This window comes from Thermosipho sp. 1244 (genome assembly GCF_018588215.1).
GTDB classification, from domain to species: Bacteria; Thermotogota; Thermotogae; order Thermotogales; family Fervidobacteriaceae; genus Thermosipho; species Thermosipho affectus.
Map to the genome: position 1 here is coordinate 39,087 of NZ_LNGA01000003.1, position 15,329 is coordinate 54,415.

Annotated in this window: 20 protein-coding genes; 6 read left to right on the top strand and 14 right to left on the bottom strand. The window is 33.7% G+C overall.

Annotated features, from left to right (window positions below; translation table 11 throughout):
• Nucleotides 1–19: 19 nt before the first annotated feature.
• From AS157_RS00460 to AS157_RS00520, 13 genes are all read right to left on the bottom strand, one after another.
• Nucleotides 20–349 carry an Asp23/Gls24 family envelope stress response protein gene (locus tag AS157_RS00460; RefSeq protein ID WP_075665809.1) on the bottom strand — a complete coding sequence of 110 codons (330 nt, stop codon included), beginning with the start codon at nucleotides 347–349 and terminating at the stop codon, nucleotides 20–22.
• 13 nt (nucleotides 350–362) lie between these two features.
• Nucleotides 363–920, bottom strand: a complete 558-nt coding sequence (gene efp, locus AS157_RS00465; RefSeq protein WP_075665808.1) for an elongation factor P — start codon at nucleotides 918–920, stop codon at nucleotides 363–365.
• An 11-nt stretch (nucleotides 921–931) separates the two neighbouring features.
• Nucleotides 932–2,299, bottom strand: a complete 1,368-nt coding sequence (locus AS157_RS00470; RefSeq protein ID WP_077289258.1) for a PP2C family protein-serine/threonine phosphatase — start codon at nucleotides 2,297–2,299, stop codon at nucleotides 932–934.
• Nucleotides 2,292–2,660: a response regulator gene (locus AS157_RS00475; RefSeq protein ID WP_075665806.1), complete on the bottom strand. Its 369-nt coding sequence runs from the start codon at nucleotides 2,658–2,660 to the stop codon at nucleotides 2,292–2,294. Before AS157_RS00475 ends, AS157_RS00470 begins: the two co-directional genes overlap by 8 nt.
• Nucleotides 2,635–3,240, bottom strand: a complete 606-nt coding sequence (locus tag AS157_RS00480; RefSeq protein ID WP_077289257.1) for a TIGR03936 family radical SAM-associated protein — start codon at nucleotides 3,238–3,240, stop codon at nucleotides 2,635–2,637. The genes AS157_RS00475 and AS157_RS00480 overlap by 26 nt, the downstream gene beginning before the upstream one ends.
• A complete protein-coding gene (locus AS157_RS00485; protein WP_077289256.1) occupies nucleotides 3,233–3,964 on the bottom strand; it encodes an SMP-30/gluconolactonase/LRE family protein in 732 nt (243 codons plus the stop codon). The genes AS157_RS00480 and AS157_RS00485 overlap by 8 nt, the downstream gene beginning before the upstream one ends.
• Nucleotide 3,965: 1 nt before the next feature.
• Nucleotides 3,966–4,661 carry an LPS export ABC transporter ATP-binding protein gene (gene lptB / locus AS157_RS00490; RefSeq protein WP_077289255.1) on the bottom strand — a complete coding sequence of 232 codons (696 nt, stop codon included), beginning with the start codon at nucleotides 4,659–4,661 and terminating at the stop codon, nucleotides 3,966–3,968.
• Nucleotides 4,658–5,143 (bottom strand): OmpH/Skp family outer membrane protein, encoded by a 486-nt coding sequence (locus AS157_RS00495; RefSeq protein WP_077289254.1) that lies wholly within the window; start codon nucleotides 5,141–5,143, stop codon nucleotides 4,658–4,660. The genes lptB and AS157_RS00495 overlap by 4 nt, the downstream gene beginning before the upstream one ends.
• A gap of 11 nt (nucleotides 5,144–5,154) precedes the next feature.
• The gene (locus tag AS157_RS00500; RefSeq protein ID WP_077289253.1) at nucleotides 5,155–6,702 is read right to left on the bottom strand and encodes a DEAD/DEAH box helicase; all 1,548 of its coding nucleotides are present in this window, start codon (nucleotides 6,700–6,702) and stop codon (nucleotides 5,155–5,157) included.
• Nucleotides 6,699–7,196 carry a peptide deformylase gene (gene def / locus AS157_RS00505; RefSeq protein WP_075665800.1) on the bottom strand — a complete coding sequence of 166 codons (498 nt, stop codon included), beginning with the start codon at nucleotides 7,194–7,196 and terminating at the stop codon, nucleotides 6,699–6,701. Before def ends, AS157_RS00500 begins: the two co-directional genes overlap by 4 nt.
• Nucleotides 7,174–7,941 carry a 5'/3'-nucleotidase SurE gene (surE, locus tag AS157_RS00510; RefSeq protein ID WP_075665799.1) on the bottom strand — a complete coding sequence of 256 codons (768 nt, stop codon included), beginning with the start codon at nucleotides 7,939–7,941 and terminating at the stop codon, nucleotides 7,174–7,176. Before surE ends, def begins: the two co-directional genes overlap by 23 nt.
• Before the next feature lie 11 nt (nucleotides 7,942–7,952).
• Nucleotides 7,953–8,414 carry a YaaR family protein gene (locus AS157_RS00515; RefSeq protein ID WP_077289252.1) on the bottom strand — a complete coding sequence of 154 codons (462 nt, stop codon included), beginning with the start codon at nucleotides 8,412–8,414 and terminating at the stop codon, nucleotides 7,953–7,955.
• Between the two features lie 106 nt (nucleotides 8,415–8,520).
• Nucleotides 8,521–9,330 (bottom strand): Mrp/NBP35 family ATP-binding protein, encoded by an 810-nt coding sequence (locus AS157_RS00520; protein ID WP_077289251.1) that lies wholly within the window; start codon nucleotides 9,328–9,330, stop codon nucleotides 8,521–8,523.
• 119 nt (nucleotides 9,331–9,449) lie between these two features.
• Between AS157_RS00520 and AS157_RS00525 the strand changes: the two genes are divergently transcribed.
• The gene (locus tag AS157_RS00525) at nucleotides 9,450–9,863 is read left to right on the top strand and encodes a hypothetical protein (RefSeq protein ID WP_077289250.1); all 414 of its coding nucleotides are present in this window, start codon (nucleotides 9,450–9,452) and stop codon (nucleotides 9,861–9,863) included.
• On the top strand, nucleotides 9,847–11,583 hold the full coding sequence (gene abc-f, locus AS157_RS00530) for a ribosomal protection-like ABC-F family protein (RefSeq protein WP_077289249.1): 1,737 nt from the start codon (nucleotides 9,847–9,849) through the stop codon (nucleotides 11,581–11,583). Before AS157_RS00525 ends, abc-f begins: the two co-directional genes overlap by 17 nt.
• On the opposite strand, the gene AS157_RS00535 is transcribed toward abc-f, so the two are convergent.
• The gene (locus AS157_RS00535; protein ID WP_077289248.1) at nucleotides 11,558–12,895 is read right to left on the bottom strand and encodes an MATE family efflux transporter; all 1,338 of its coding nucleotides are present in this window, start codon (nucleotides 12,893–12,895) and stop codon (nucleotides 11,558–11,560) included. The two genes, abc-f and AS157_RS00535, sit on opposite strands and share 26 nt — an antisense overlap.
• A gap of 108 nt (nucleotides 12,896–13,003) precedes the next feature.
• Here AS157_RS00535 and AS157_RS00540 point away from each other — a divergent pair, with 108 nt between their 5' ends.
• From AS157_RS00540 to sfsA, 4 genes are all read left to right on the top strand, one after another.
• Nucleotides 13,004–13,264, top strand: coding sequence for an ArsR/SmtB family transcription factor (locus AS157_RS00540; protein WP_077289247.1), 261 nt, complete (start codon nucleotides 13,004–13,006; stop codon nucleotides 13,262–13,264).
• Between the two features lie 72 nt (nucleotides 13,265–13,336).
• Entirely contained in the window at nucleotides 13,337–14,416 is a 1,080-nt protein-coding gene (locus tag AS157_RS00545) for a permease (RefSeq protein WP_077289246.1), read from the top strand.
• A 12-nt stretch (nucleotides 14,417–14,428) separates the two neighbouring features.
• The gene (locus AS157_RS00550; RefSeq protein WP_077198193.1) at nucleotides 14,429–14,665 is read left to right on the top strand and encodes a thioredoxin family protein; all 237 of its coding nucleotides are present in this window, start codon (nucleotides 14,429–14,431) and stop codon (nucleotides 14,663–14,665) included.
• On the top strand, nucleotides 14,666–15,328 hold the full coding sequence (gene sfsA, locus AS157_RS00555) for a DNA/RNA nuclease SfsA (protein ID WP_077289245.1): 663 nt from the start codon (nucleotides 14,666–14,668) through the stop codon (nucleotides 15,326–15,328).
• Nucleotide 15,329 lies beyond the last annotated feature (1 nt).

A 15,329-nucleotide genomic window follows, 5' to 3' on the forward strand; every position in this document is an offset into this window, starting at 1 on the left:
TGTGCCGACTCTTTATCAATTACTCTTCCTCCTCTGTTGTTTCAATCTTTTCGACAACATCAGTTATTGTAACGTTAACAGCGGAAACTTGAAGTTCTGTCATTCTTTGGATATTTTCCGATATGTTTTTCATAATTTTTTTACCGAATTCTACAAGGCTTTGCCCGTATGGTGCAACAGTCCTTACGTATACTATTACGTTGTCGTCTGGTGTTCTTTCGATTTCGATACTTTTCTTTAGTTTTTTTACATCTTTTTCATCTGGTGCGAGTACTTCGATAAAACTTCTAAAGGCTATTTCTTTTAAAACATCATCGCTTATGTTTATACTTCCTTGCTCAAAATCCATATTTATCCCTCCTTTAGGCTCTTTCTATGTATTCGCCTGTCCTTGTGTCTACTTTAACTTTCTGACCTTTCTCCACAAAGAAAGGAACTGTAATTTTTAAACCAGTTTCCAAGATTGCAGGTTTACCTCCACCTGAAACCGTATCACCTTTAAAACCCGGTTCAGTTTCCACTACTTCAAGCACAACGCTTGTGGGAAGTTGTATACCTAGTGGTTTTCCGTCGTGCATTATTAGATCCACTTCGGTGTTTTCCACTAAGTAATTTTTTTCATCTTCAATATCAGATTCTGGAATACCGTATTGTTCAAATGTTTCATTGTCCATGAAGTAATACATTTCACCGTCGTTGTATATGTAAGATGCCTTTCTAAAATTAACCTCTGCTTCTTCCACCTTTTCACCACTGTTAAAATTAACGTCTCTCATTAATCCCGTGGAAAGATTTTTTAGTTTTGTTCTAATTAATCCAGAACCCCTTGCTCTAAAGTGCTTGTTAACGTCTACCACTCTGTAAATATCTCCGTCGTACTTTATGTACATACCTTTACTTAATGCACCTACATCTATCATTTAACTACCTCCTATCCTAAGTATTTTATCGCCAAAATTGTCATATCGTCGTGTTGTAGTGCACCTTGTGAAAATCTAAAGACATCTTTTTCAACACTATCGACTATATCTTTTGCAGGTAAAATGTGAATCTTACTTAGTAATCTTTCCAATCTTTCAAAATCATATTCTTCGTTGTTTATATTTCTTGCCTCTGGGATACCATCTGTGTATGCAAAGATAAGTGTATTTTCGGAAAGTTGTGTGCTTTGTATTTCAAATTCCATAAATTCAAACATACCTATAGGGATGCTTGTAGAGTTTATCTTTGTAATTTTATCTTTTACTATATAGAGTGGATCGTGTCCCGCGTTTATCACTTCCAATGCTCCATCCCTATTTAATTTCACAAATACAGCGGTTACGAATTTATCATCTCCCACGTCGTATGAGAGCATGTTGTTTAGACTTGTCACTGTTTTTAATAGATCGCCATTTGTACTTTCTATTAGCGATTTAAAAGCACTTCTAAGAGAAGACATAATCAAAGATGCGGGAAGCCCCTTTCCAGACACATCGGCTACTATACCGTAGAGACTATTATTTTTCAAGAACACATCAAAGTAATCTCCACCAACGTGTATAGCGGGGATGCTTTCGCCAAATGAATCAAAATTTTCATCTTGAGGGAACGCCTTCGGGAAAAAGTTAAATTGAATACTTCTTGCAATTTCAATTTGTTGGTTTAACTTTTCCCTTTCTATTTCTTCTCTTAAAGCTATTTCGCGTTCTATACTACTTGCAATCTGCTGTGCGGCAGATTCTATAATCTTTTTATCACCTGCTGTAAATATAGTGCCGGATTCCTTTCCAACAACAAGGATATATCCCATTCTTTTATTTGACGCGGTGGATATAGATTTGTATATTATACTTCTATTATTTAATTTCTCACAGGTTTCTTTGAATATAATGTCTGCATTTTCGTCTAAATTATCTTTCAATATCTCTTCAATGTTATTGGGACATTCTCCAATAGTTTCGGAAAATTTCCCATCAAAGTTTATACTAATTATTCCACATGAAAAATTGATTGCCTTTTTCAAAGTAATTAACACGGGCATTAGAATCTGCCTTGTTTCTATGTTGGATGCCACAATTTTACTTATTTCAAAAAGTGTTGAAATTTCTTCATACAGTCTGGAAATTTCTTCAAGTTGACTTTCAATAAGTATTGTAGATGATTCCAATTCCTGCTTGTAAGATAGAAATTCACTTGTAATTATATTAATTTCTTCTTCTACCAATGCCCAAAGTTCCTCTTCAGATGAGTATGATTTCTGTTGGTTTTTTGAAATTTCAAGTAGTTTTAGGTATAGTTTTTCCAATTTTTCAATCATCGGAAATCAGCCTCTTTACCTCTTCGATTAATTTTGATGGGCTAAATGGTTTGGTCATGACTATTTGTGCTCCTAAGCTTTTGGCCACTTTTTCGTCTTCTGCTCCACCCTTTGCGGTGAGTATAATTACGGGGATGTTTTTTATTTCCTCTATATTTTTCTTTTCTTTTAAAACACCAAACCCGTCGAGTCTTGGCATCATTATATCCAATATTATGAGATCGGGTTTTATGTCTTTCATCTTTTCAAGGCCATCTACCCCATCAAAGGCCTCGTACACTTCGTATCCCGCTTTTTTTAAGTTAAAAGACGTGATTTTTCGCAAAACTTCAGAATCATCCACTACAAGGATCTTTTTCATCTAATACACTCCCTTCAAAAAGAAAAGAAGGATAACATTCCTTTCTTATAGCTAAGAACACGGCATCTGAAATGATATACGGATTAAATGTATTTTCCTTTTCAACTATATAGTTTATCACAATATAGTCCTTTTTTTCAATAATTTTGAGATTTTCCAAAGAAGATATGGGGATTTCCCTAAACCCCCTTTTTGTCTTTTTTACTATTTTTTCCGGGAGATTAAAGTTTTTTCTTGCTATAATTTTAAATTCATATGCACGTATTTTTGAAAGATTGACATCTTTTTTTAAAACTTTGTCTACTACAAAATGCGGAGGTTGTACCCTTTTTATTTCTTCTTTTACAAAGGATGTGTCATAATCTTCCAAAAGTTCAATTGTAAGATAAAAAGCCCAATCTATTACCCCAGTTGCAACTGGATCAACATAAGTAAACTTGGGTTTTGGATGAAACCCTTCTGTAAATTGCATTTTAAGATTTGTTCTTCTAAATGTTCTCTCTATCATGGATATGGTATCAAGCCCCGAAATGAATCTGTACATTCCAAGTTTTTTGAATTTGATCAGATATTTATTCATTTTCCACCTTAAATACGTAAATTTTTCCCTCTTTCATATCTGGTACGTAAAGATTTCCATCTGAGTAGTATATATCAGCGGGAGATGAAAATCCATTCTTTTCACCAATCTTTTTCCAAGAAGAATTGTAAATTACCACGTTTTTTGAAGTATAACCCGATATGAAAAACATATTATCTACATACACTATACCATCTCCACCTTTTACCTCGTTTAAGGTATATGTTTCAATGATTTTGTTTTCGTCACATTTGTAGACAACAGCGGGAGAAGTAAAGGATATAATGTATAAATATTCTCCATCTGTTGTAATACCATTTGGCCTTTTTAAATTGTATGTAACTTCTAATTTTTCATCGTTTAATTTGTATACTGTGTTTCCATATGTATCTGTAACGTAATATTTTTCTTTGTATTTTACTATATCATTTAAATACTTAGGAGAAGATGCAAAAAAGTTTTTGTACTTTCCCGTTGAAAGATCAAGCCTTACAAGCCTATCAAAATCTACAATCCAGAGGTATTTACCTTCTTTGAGCATTCCCCGTGGATCTACCATTTTTAAAAGTATTTCGTTTTTTTCCTTTGACATATAAAGTACACTACCATCTTCAACGTATAGCTTTCCCATTTGAGAAATGAAGTAATCGCCGTTTTTTACAATAATACTTTCTGGAGCGAAAAGTCCCCAAATTGAAAATAAAAAAGTTAAGATAACCTTCATGCTATCCCCCCAAATACACTTTTTTGACAATTTTATCGTTTAAGACAACGCTTGGTTCCCCACTTGCAATTATACCACCTTTGTGTATTACATATAACCTATCCACAATATCTTTTAGTGCATCTACACTGTGGTCTGTTATAATTATCCCCAATCCCATTTTTTTCAATTCTAGTACCATCTTTTGAATTTCCTTTACCGTCTTTGGATCTATACCCACAAATGGTTCATCAAGGAGTAAGAACTTTGGAGAGAGTGTCATCATACGTGCAAGTTCAAGCCTTCTTTTCTCCCCACCAGATAGACTAAATGCCATTTGGTTTTTCAAATCAAGTAATCCAAAATTTTTAAGAAGCGTGTCTATCTTACCAAAGTCTTTGTCGTAATGTTCTATAACGAGTTTTAAATTTTTTTCCACAGTAAGTTGTCTAAAGACAGATGTTTCCTGTTGAAGATATGTTATTCCCAACCTTGCCCTTTTGTGTATTGGTACCTTTGTAATATCTTTTTCATTTAAAAAAACTTTACCGCTGCTTGGAATTACTACACCCAATATAATATTAAATAAAGTAGTCTTGCCGGAACCGTTTGGCCCCAGCAAGCCCACTATTTCGTTTGTGTTTACGATTAAATCTACACCGTTTAAAACTTGTTTTTTTCCAAATCTTTTTTTTATATCTTTACATACTATTTTCATTGCGCGGATTTCAAGTATTCAATAAATTTATCCGTTATATCGTATTTTGGGGAACCATATGCCATTGATTTGCTGTTAAACACAAAATCATACCCCATTATTTCCGCGTATTCTGCTATTTTTTGGAGTATCTCCTGTTCAAGCTGTGAAAATTTTGGTTGATATTCGTTATTTAAAAGCTGTGAATATTGTTGTTGTTTTTGTGTGTATTCTGCTAACTTTTTATTTAACTCTTGTTCGCTTGCACCATCTTTTTTCATTTGATTTATTTCTGCTGCAAGTTCTTTGAGTTTTTTCTGATAAAATTGTGCGTCTTCTTGATACTTGGATTGGAGTGTTATAAATTTATCATACGATTGTAGTACTTTGTTTGAATCAATGTATGCAATTTTTGGACTTTGGTTTGTGTCTCCTCCTGCAAAGAGTAGTACAAATGAGAGTAAAATAGCTATAGATACGACTAGAAAACCCACTTTTTTCATACTTTTCCCTCCTAGTTTCTTTCTTTTGCTTTGGATATTAAGGATCTTCTTCCTCGTTTTTTAAAGATTGATAGTATTATTTCCGCTTCTTTGTATGGGACGGTTATAAATGAAAATTTGTCCAAAACAAGTACATCACTTATTACTTTTGGATTTATGTTGGTTTTTTCAACGATAAATTTAACTAGATCTTTTTTGGTAAGACCAGCTTGTTTTCCTTTGGCTATAAACAACCTTACAACTTCTTTTGCTTTTGAAGTAGGGGATACTTTTTTGTAATTTTCTGGATTTAAAGATTTAAAAGCAGTACTTAAAAGTTTTGCTACAACTTCTCTTGGTTCTGCGTTTTCAAGGAGTTCATCAGCAAGGTCGTAGTATACTTTCTGTATATTTTTACTATGATTTAAAATATCTTTTTTTATTTTTTCCGATCTTGCCTTTATTATTTGTTCCACTGAAGGGATTTTACCTTCTTTGATCTTCGCCTTTGAAAATTTCTTTATTCTAAAGAGTTGTCTATATTCTTTTGGGGTAACAAACGTTATGGCGATACCTTCTTTTCCAGCCCTTCCCGTTCTACCTATTCTGTGCACGTAGTGTTCCGGGTTAAGCGGAATGGAATAATTTATTACATGAGATAAACCGGTAATATCTATCCCACGTGCTGCAACATCAGTTGCGACAAGTATATTTATCTTCTTTTCTTTAAATTTTTTCAGCACCCTTTCACGTTGGTATTGTGAAAAATCTCCATGCAATGCTTCTGCGTCGTATCCCCTTTCAATGAGTTTTGCAGATACGGTATCTACTTCTACTTTTGTTCTACAAAATACCATACCGTAGAAATCATCTTCCACATCTATTATTCTACAAAGTGCTTCAAATTTATCGCTTTCGTTTAATTCTATGTATATTTGTTCTGTAAGGTTTGTGGTGAGTTGTTTATCAAGTATCTTTATAACTTCGTAGTTTTTGATGTATTTTTTTGCAAGGTCTATGATTCTCTTTGGTATCGTTGCAGAAAACATCAAAAAGAATTTTTCACCATTTGTATTTTTCAATATTTTTTCCACGTCGTCTATAAAGCCCATATCAAGCATTTCATCTGCTTCATCCAAGATAAAGTACTCTACTTTTGAAAGGTCTATCGTCTTTCTTTCTAGATGGTCAAGGATCCTTCCCGGTGTACCAACTACTATATCAACACCTCTTTTTAGATGGTCTATTTGCCTCTTTATAGACTGCCCTCCGTATATGGGAAGTATCTTGAGCCTCTTCCTTTTTAAAGAGTTTATCTCCTCTGAAACTTGCAGTGCCAGTTCACGTGTAGGGGTGAGTATAATCGCTTGGACATACCCCTTGTTTTCCAAAAGTTCTATGAGTGGTATTCCAAATGCCGCAGTCTTTCCCGTGCCTGTCTTTGCCTGTACAATTAAATTCTTTTCCTTTTTTAGCAGTATAGGTATTACCTTTTCTTGCACAGGTGTTGGTGTTTCAAATCCTTTCTCGTAAATTGCGCGAAGCGTCTTTTCACTTAAGTTAAAATCTTCAAAGTTCACTTTGTTTCCTCCAATCTCATCCTCATTATTTTGGAAAGCTCAGGAGAAAGTCGTCTTTTTACAGTGGTTGGAAGGTGATCGATAAATAATATACCATCAAGGTGATCTCTTTCGTGTTGTACTATTCTTGCACTGTATCCTTCAAACAACTTTGTCTGAACTTTTCCATATTCGTCTTGAAATTTCAATTTAACCCATTTATACCTTTCAACATCGGCAAAAATGCCCGGAAGACTTAGACATCCTTCTTCTCCAATTTCTTTTTCAGTTGAATGTTCCAGTATTTCGGGGTTTACAACAAAAAGTGGTCCATTTCCATCATCCATAACAAAAAATCTTAAAGAAATACCCACTTGCGGCGCGGCAAGTCCCACACCATCTTCTATGTACATAGTTTTTAACATATCATCTTTTATACTTTGTAAGTATTCAAAATCTTCAACTTTTTTTGCCTTTTTCCTAAGAATTGGATCACCGTATAGCCTTATCTTCATACCTTTCCTCCAATCGCTTTAGATATTCTTCGTTTGTCAAAAATACACTAATTGGAGTTACCGATACGAAATTTTGGGTTAGTACTTTGTAATCTGCTTTTGGATCTGGGTCATTTTCTATTATGTTTCCCATCATCCAGTAATAATTTCCACCGGATGGGTCTTTTCGTTCTTCAAAGTAGTCTTCATACATTCTCTTGCTTTGTTTTGTTAGTTTCCAACCTTTAAGTTTTTCGTAAGGGATGGAAGGTACGTTTATGTTTAATGCGGTAAATTGCGGTATGGAATTAATATCAAATTCTTCTAGAAAATCTAGTATAAACTTTGCCGCTGTTTCATATATGGGATTTTCAAAACTAAAACTTGATACGGCTATGGCTGGAATTCCCGCTATAGCACCTTCTAGCGCGCCACTTACCGTTCCAGAATACACCACATCCGTTCCCAAGTTGTTTCCCCTGTTTATTCCACTGATTAATAAATCTGGTTTTTCCTTTAATACGACATCTATACCTATCTTTACACAATCTGCAGGAGTACCAGAAACTGCATAAATTTCAAAATCTTCGTTTATATCTATTTTTCTAAGCCACAAAGGAAGCCTCAACGTTATTGCATGTCCTACAGCGCTTTGTTCCGTTTCAGGCGCAACTACGGTTACTTTGTGTTTTTTGCTTAAATGTCTTGCAAGACACAATATGCCATTTGCCGTTACCCCATCGTCATTTGTTACCAAGATGTTCATGTTTTTCCTCCTTATTTATACAAGTCTAATATTAAGCCGTTTATTTCATCAACTTTGGCGGCAAAGTTGATGGTTCCACCTTCTGAAGTTATAAGCTTTTCGGCAAGGTTTTTGAGTTTTTCATCTATATCCTCTACAATTACGTGTAATCTCGGCGAATTAGTTGAATAATCCATCTTACCTGATAATTTATACATCTTTTTTTCAATGAGTTTTAGAAATTTTTTAATTTTTTCCTTGTACTTTTTCAAAGTATCAGGTGTAGGGGATCTAATAAAATCATTCCCCGCATCCAATATTTCATTTACAATCTTTTCAAGTTCCATGTTTATCTTTTCTTCTTCTACATCCATTAATACATCGAAAAAGCCGGGAGTTTCGTTTGTGAAATTCACTTTTTTACCTTTTGAACCTTTTTTCTTTTTTATTTTTTCATTTTTTATTTTCGGGTCGCCTGTAGGTTCTATCCTCAAAGTTACTCACCTCTAATTTTCGACTTTCCAGTTAAGAAAAAGGTTCTTCGTATGATTATATCATAAAATATTGAATTATGGAAAGAAAAACCCCCAGATTTGGGGGTTATTCTACTATCTGTGCAATTTTTTCCACTATTTTCCTAAACGTTTCTTCGACTTCTGTTTCTCTCATGTACAAGGTTATAGGTTTTCCTTCGTCTGCAAGTTGAGCGGCTTTTGGATCAAGTGGTATTTGTCCCAAGAGTTCAACGTTGTATTCTTTTGCAAGTATGCTTCCTCCACCGCTACCAAATATTTCTATTTTTTCACCGCATTTTGGACATTTTACATAAGACATATTTTCAACTATACCTATGAGTTTTTTGTTCATAGAATGTACAAAATCAATTGCACGACGTACATCATCTAATGCCACTTTTTGTGGAGTAGTTACCATTACTACACCATCTAAATCCGGGAGTGTTTGAAACAAACTTAATGCTTCGTCTCCAGTACCAGGTGGAAGGTCAAAGATTAAAAAGTCCAACTCTCCCCATTTTGTGTCACCCAAAAATTGCTTAATTGCAGAATGTTTAAGTGGACCTCTCCAAATAACTGCTTTACCACTTTCAACAAGCATTCCTATTGAAAGTGCCTTTAAATTTGGTAAAATCTCTGCGGGAACAATTTCCTCTCCATCTACAGATGGATTTTTTTCACCAAGCATCCTTGCAATATTTGGACCGTGTATATCAAGGTCCAAAAGCCCTACTTTGTAACCACTTTCCGCTAGTGCAGTGGAAATATTCACTGCAACGGTTGTCTTTCCTACTCCACCTTTACCACTTAAAACGGCTATTTTGTGTTTTACCTTTGACATTTTTTCTTTTATCTTTGTATCGCCATTGTTTAAATTAAACTGTGGATTTGGCATTATATCACCTCCAAAATTTATCCACTTTAATTATATCACAGTAGAACTATTCAAATGTGAATAATTTTTGAATTTATCGTTGAGTTTGATGGTATAATGATACTCAGGAGGTGATTTATATGAAAAAATTTTTTTTGTATTTTTTTTCTTTTCTCACCCTAATCCCCTTTGTTGCGCCTATAATATTTTCATTTGTAGCGTTTTTTAGTGTAGGACATTTTCTTTACGATTATTTAATGCCCGTTGAATTGGTGATATTTACTTTGATTGGTGGGATTGGTACTATGTTTTTTGCCTTTAATCATCAAAGAAAGATGATAATAATATTTATAGGTATAGAACTTCTAACTATACTTTTTGCACAACTTTATTCAAAGTTTACGGGTCTTTCACAAGGGAGTACAAGTTTTACAGGTGTTCATGTGTTTGTAATATCAATTTGTATTGTATTGTGGCACATATTCTCCATACTTGTTTCAATTGAGTCTTTTAAAGTAGTTATGGGAGGTAGAAAGATTGATAGCGTTAAATAACGTCTCAATACACTTTCCTGGAAAAGAACTTTTAAACAATGTAACGTTAAATATTGCAGATGGTGAAAGGGTTGCGTTAATCGGGAAAAATGGAAGTGGAAAAACAACCCTTTTAAAAGCAATAATTGGTGAATTTAAAGACTATGTAGGACAGATAAATACCACAGGTAAAGTGGTGTATCTTGATCAATACCGAACGTTTCACAGTGGGACACCATATGAGTATTATCTAGAGGTTGCAGATACCCCCGAAAAGCAACGACTTGTTAGGAGTATTCTAAAAGGTTTGGGGTTTGCAGAAGAAGATTGGCACAGGGATATTAATACATTTAGTGGAGGGGAAAAAACACGTCTTCACATTGGAAGGATCTTTTTGGAAGATGCGGATTTTATCCTCTTGGATGAACCTACAAATTTTTTGGATATACCAGGTATACACTTTTTAAAAAATCTTTTAAAGAATTTTCGTGGAGGATACATAATTATATCCCACGATAGAAGTTTTTTGAGGGATACCTGCGAAAGATTTTTGGAGATAAATAATTCAAAAATTTGGGACTTTAGGATGAATTTTGATAACTATTTGAGAGAAAGGGAAACTTTAATTTTAAATCAAAAACGCTCAATGAAAAACAAACAACGTGAAATAGAAAGGTTAAAAAAGATAATTGAAAGGTACAGGAAATGGGGAAGGGAAAAGTTTATGAAGCAGGCAAAAAGCAAAGAAAAAATGCTTCAAAGGATGTTAGAGGAATTACAATCTGAGGTAACATTTGAGGAAGATGTGGAAAAAGAAGTTTCCATACCAATCCCTGAACCATCTGGATATGTTGTTTTAAGTGTAAGTAATTTAAAATTTTTGGATATTTTAGAAGATGTGTCGTTTAAAGTATATACGGGGGAAAAGGTGGCAATTCTTGGACCAAATGGTTCGGGAAAGAGTACCATTTTAAAATTGTTGGCTGGAAGGTTAAAAGGTGAAGGAATTGTGGAATTTGGTCATAACGTAAAGGTGGAGTTTTTAGACCAGTTTGTGGAAAACTTGGATGAGGAAAACACAGTTTTTGAAGAGCTTTCCAATGAAATGTCATTTCAACCTGATTATATAATTAGGGCTTATGCGGGAAGATTTGGTTTTAAAGGCGAAGATGTGTTTAAGAATATATTTGAATTGAGTGGAGGAGAAAGACAAATTCTTGCACTTGCAAAAGTACTATTGAAAAGACCAAATCTTTTAGTATTAGATGAACCTACAAATCATATGGATTTAGAAACAGTTGAGGCACTTGAAAAGGCGTTGAAGGAGTATAAAGGAAGTCTTATCCTTGTGTCTCACGATGAAGAATTGATTAAAAATGTTTGTATTAGATATTATATGATAAAAAATAGAAGACTTGTTGAGGTTTCATCTGATTTTGAAATTAGTGTAGAAAAAAAAGTGGAGAAAAAATCGCCTAACTTTGAATATGAACAGAAGAAAAAGATAAAAAATCAATTAAAAAAGGCAAAAGAAGAAATAAAAAAACTAAAAGGCATGGAGGAAAAGCTTTTAAAAAAGCTTGAACTTGTGGAAATAGAGCTTTCTGGGGTAGGTGCAGACTATGTAAAGGCTATGGAATTAACGGAGAAGAAGGAAAATTTAGAAAATGAAATAATGGAAATTTTGGAAAAAATAGAAACACTCGAGGAGGAAATTAAATATTTTCAACAACATTTCTAATCCACCTTTTACTTTTGTATCGTAATAAAAGTATTAGAAATTTTGCAAGTTCATCTGTCATTGTAAGGAGTAATACAATTGGAAAACTTAGTTTTAATACAAGTCCTCCAAATGCGGCAAGAGGAACACCTAAAAACCAAAGAGTGGAGGCCTCTACTGCGAAGGAAAACCTGGTATCTCCACCTGCGCGTAAGAATCCTACGACGTTTAATCCATTGAAAATTTTCACAGGGACAAATCCCATGGATATAGCCATGGCTATTATTACCAATCTTTTAACTTCTTGAGAGACGTTAAATAAGTTTACCGCATATATGGTTAATATGTACGTAACAAGTGCCGAAATAATAGCTACTATTTCCGTGAGTGTTATTATTTTTTTTGATATTTTGTATGCGTCATTGTATTTTTTCGCACCTAGGTAATTTCCAACAATAACGGAAGCGGCATTTGCAAGGGAAAATGAAAAAGCCCAGGCAAATCCTTCAATTGTACCTACTATATTTCGTGCGGCAATTACTTTAGTGCTCATATGTGCGTATATAACAGAGTACATGGTAAATCCCAAAGACCATGCAAATTCGTTTGCAACTGTGGGAAGTGTGTAGTGAAAAAATTTTTTTATAAAGCTTTTGTTCAAGAGTTTTATGTGAGTTATAGAAAACATACCTGGAAGATTCTTTATTTTTATTATTGCAATTAGAACTATCAAACCTACTAATCTTGATATAACAGTTGCAATAGATGCACCTATTACACCAAGCCTTGGAAAACCAAATTTACCGAATATAAGTATGTAATTTAAAAGTACGTTTGTAGATAATTCTACAACTGTTGTGTACATAGGGATATGTGCCTTGTGTATACTGCGGAGCATAAAAGAAAATACCATTGAAACGGCAAATATGGGAAATGAAATGGATAGTATTTTTAAGTATTTTATCCCTAAATCGATTACCAGTGGATCAGGTGAAAAAAATGTCATAACAAATTTTGGGGAAAATAGTGTAAGTAGAAAGAATGGAATGGAAATAAAAAGAGAAGATATGGTGGTAAGTGCCGTTGATTTAGATAGCCCTTCTAGATCCCCTTTTCCCCAGAACTGCGCAAAAAATATGGCACCACCTGATACAAGTCCAAAAATCACTATATTGTAAAAGAAGAAAAATTGATTTGCAAGCCCAACAGCAGCGATGGAGTTTTCACCAAGTTTTCCTATCATTAACGTGTCTAAAAAGTTCACACTACTGAATAAAAATTGTTGTAGTGCAATGGGAATGGCAATTTTGAAGAGCTTTCTGTATATGTGCATAGATTCCCTCCTTTTGTTTGTTAGGATTACTAACATTTTAGCAGAAAATTTTAACATTAAATTGACAAAAATAATAAGAGTTGGTTATAATAGACAAGAGGTGAAAAAATGGAAGAGTTGGTTAAAAAGGCAAATATCCTAAAGGCAATGGGACATCCCACAAGGTTGAAAATATTATATTTACTCAGCAAAAGAGAAATGTGTGTATGTGAGCTTCTTCCAAAACTTGGAGTTAATCAACCCAACCTTTCTCAGCACTTGGGAATTCTTAGAAATTTGGGAATTGTAAAAGATGAAAGAAAAGGAAATACAGTTTATTATTCCATTAAAGATGAATTCGTTAAAAAAGTTATACAGATTGTAGGTTAATTTTTTTGTTGACTATATTAGAATTTTCTTATATACTAATATACGAAATTATCATCAAAGGTGGTGGATTTTGTGAAAGAATTTTTGGTGATATTGGGAATATTTTTAATTTTCTATTTTGTACCTTTTAATTTGGTTGTGGTAAAAGATAGCTTGTTGAATGGTTTTTTTATGCTCCATGAATATGCAAGGGATCATGTGCTGTTATGCCTTGTTCCTGCGTTTTTTATTGCAGGTGCAATTTCTGTTATGCTTAACAAAGGTGCAATATTAAAACTTTTAGGACCAAAGGCAAAAAGGATAGTTTCATATCCCGTTGCGGCTATATCTGGAGGTATTTTAGCCGTGTGCTCTTGTACCATACTTCCACTTTTTGGTGGTATTTACAAGAAAGGAGCGGGAATAGGTCCTGCTACAACGTTTTTATTTAGCGGACCTGCGATAAATATTGCGGCTATATTTTTAACTGCAAAGGTTTTAGGTTGGGATTTGGGATTTGCAAGGCTTGTTTCTACTATCACCGCGGCAATTTTCATAGGACTTATTATGGAATTTATTTATCAAGAAAAGGGAGAAGGAGGTTTGGTAGTTGATGAAGGGAAAAATTTTGGGGGAAAGCAACTAGCTTTTTTTCTACTTTTACTTTCTTTTCTAATTGTTAGTGGTTTGAAGATAAGATTTAAGTATTATATATTATTTGGAATTTTCCTTTCCATAACTTTTATGGTACTCTTTTTGTTTGAGAGAGAAGAAATAAAAGCTTGGTTACTGGAAACATGGGATTTTGCAAAGAAAATTTTACCTTATTTATTTTTTGGTGTCTTTCTTGCGGGGATATTGACAAAACTTCTTCCACAAGAGGTAGTTACAAAACTTCTTGGAAGTAACGGCATTTTTTCAAACCTTTTGGCATCGGTTATAGGTATGTTTATGTACTTTGCAACACTTACCGAAGTACCTATTGTGCAAGCTTTATTAAAACTAGGTATGGCAAAAGGTCCAACACTTGCATTGCTAATGGCGGGCAATTCCTTGAGTTTACCAAGTATGATAGTTATTACAAAGTTATTTGGAAGGAAAAAGGCATTTACGTATTTTATGCTTGTTATTGTTTTTTCAACGATGTTTGGTATGATTTACGGACATATTTAAAGGAGGGATAATATGAAAATAGAAATTTTTGGGAGTGGATGTCCAAAATGTAAACAAACGGAGAAGGTTGTAAAAATGGTTGTTAATGAAAAAGGGCTTGACGCAGTTGTTGAAAAGGTGCAAGATATAAATGAAATAGTATCAAGAGGAATCTTTGCAACGCCTGCTGTTGCAGTAGATGGAAAGATTGTTGTTTCTGGAAAAGTGCCCACAGTAGATGAGGTAAGAAAATTTTTAAAGGGGGATTAAGTGAGAATTTATAAAATTAATGGAACAGAACCTGCGATTTTTTTGAAAAGGGTAAATAAATTTGTAGGTGTGGTGCACTTACAGAAAGAAGAATATGTACATATCCATGATCCAGGTAGATTGAAAGAATTATTATACGAAAAAAATAAAGTGTTAATTAAGAGGGAAGATAAAAAAGGGAGGAAAACAAAGTACGATTTAATTGCTGCGTGGAGCGGGAAGGAATTTGTACTTTTAAACTCCAAGTATCATCGATATATAGCAGAGAAAATTTTAAGAAAAAAGTATAAAATAGTAAAGCCAGAGGTAAAAGTGGGTAATAGCAGAATAGATTTTTTTGTTGATGGTAATAAATTCATAGAGGTAAAAGGTTGTACGCTGTCAAAAGATGGCGTGGCAATGTTTCCAGATGCCCCTACTAAAAGGGGCATTCGTCATATAGAAGAATTAATTAAGTTAAAGAAAATGGGATATTGTGCAGAAATATACTTTTTAGTTTTTTCAGATGCAAAATATTTTTCACCAAACTACAAAGTTGATCCTGTATTTTCAAAGAAGTTGGAAGAAGCATATAGAGCAGGTGTTGAAATAGTTCCGTTATTGTTTTCCTTTGAAGAAGAATGGGTAATATTTAAAAGAAAAATTCCTTTAAAGTTTGATTGAC

What these genes read in the sequence shown, in the direction of transcription:
- AS157_RS00540 (WP_077289247.1), top strand. Translation starts at nt 13,004, where the DNA reads ATGGAAGAGTTGGTTAAAAAGGCAAATATCCTAAAGGCAATGGGACAT.
- AS157_RS00480 (WP_077289257.1), bottom strand. Translation starts at nt 3,240, where the DNA reads ATGAATAAATATCTGATCAAATTCAAAAAACTTGGAATGTACAGATTC.
- AS157_RS00485 (WP_077289256.1), bottom strand. Translation starts at nt 3,964, where the DNA reads ATGAAGGTTATCTTAACTTTTTTATTTTCAATTTGGGGACTTTTCGCT.
- AS157_RS00495 (WP_077289254.1), bottom strand. Translation starts at nt 5,143, where the DNA reads ATGAAAAAAGTGGGTTTTCTAGTCGTATCTATAGCTATTTTACTCTCA.
- AS157_RS00475 (WP_075665806.1), bottom strand. Translation starts at nt 2,660, where the DNA reads ATGAAAAAGATCCTTGTAGTGGATGATTCTGAAGTTTTGCGAAAAATC.
- AS157_RS00460 (WP_075665809.1), bottom strand. Translation starts at nt 349, where the DNA reads ATGGATTTTGAGCAAGGAAGTATAAACATAAGCGATGATGTTTTAAAA.
- AS157_RS00470 (WP_077289258.1), bottom strand. Translation starts at nt 2,299, where the DNA reads ATGATTGAAAAATTGGAAAAACTATACCTAAAACTACTTGAAATTTCA.
- AS157_RS00525 (WP_077289250.1), top strand. Translation starts at nt 9,450, where the DNA reads ATGAAAAAATTTTTTTTGTATTTTTTTTCTTTTCTCACCCTAATCCCC.
- AS157_RS00520 (WP_077289251.1), bottom strand. Translation starts at nt 9,330, where the DNA reads ATGCCAAATCCACAGTTTAATTTAAACAATGGCGATACAAAGATAAAA.
- def (WP_075665800.1), bottom strand. Translation starts at nt 7,196, where the DNA reads ATGAAGATAAGGCTATACGGTGATCCAATTCTTAGGAAAAAGGCAAAA.
- surE (WP_075665799.1), bottom strand. Translation starts at nt 7,941, where the DNA reads ATGAACATCTTGGTAACAAATGACGATGGGGTAACGGCAAATGGCATA.
- efp (WP_075665808.1), bottom strand. Translation starts at nt 920, where the DNA reads ATGATAGATGTAGGTGCATTAAGTAAAGGTATGTACATAAAGTACGAC.
- lptB (WP_077289255.1), bottom strand. Translation starts at nt 4,661, where the DNA reads ATGAAAATAGTATGTAAAGATATAAAAAAAAGATTTGGAAAAAAACAA.
- AS157_RS00535 (WP_077289248.1), bottom strand. Translation starts at nt 12,895, where the DNA reads ATGCACATATACAGAAAGCTCTTCAAAATTGCCATTCCCATTGCACTA.
- AS157_RS00550 (WP_077198193.1), top strand. Translation starts at nt 14,429, where the DNA reads ATGAAAATAGAAATTTTTGGGAGTGGATGTCCAAAATGTAAACAAACG.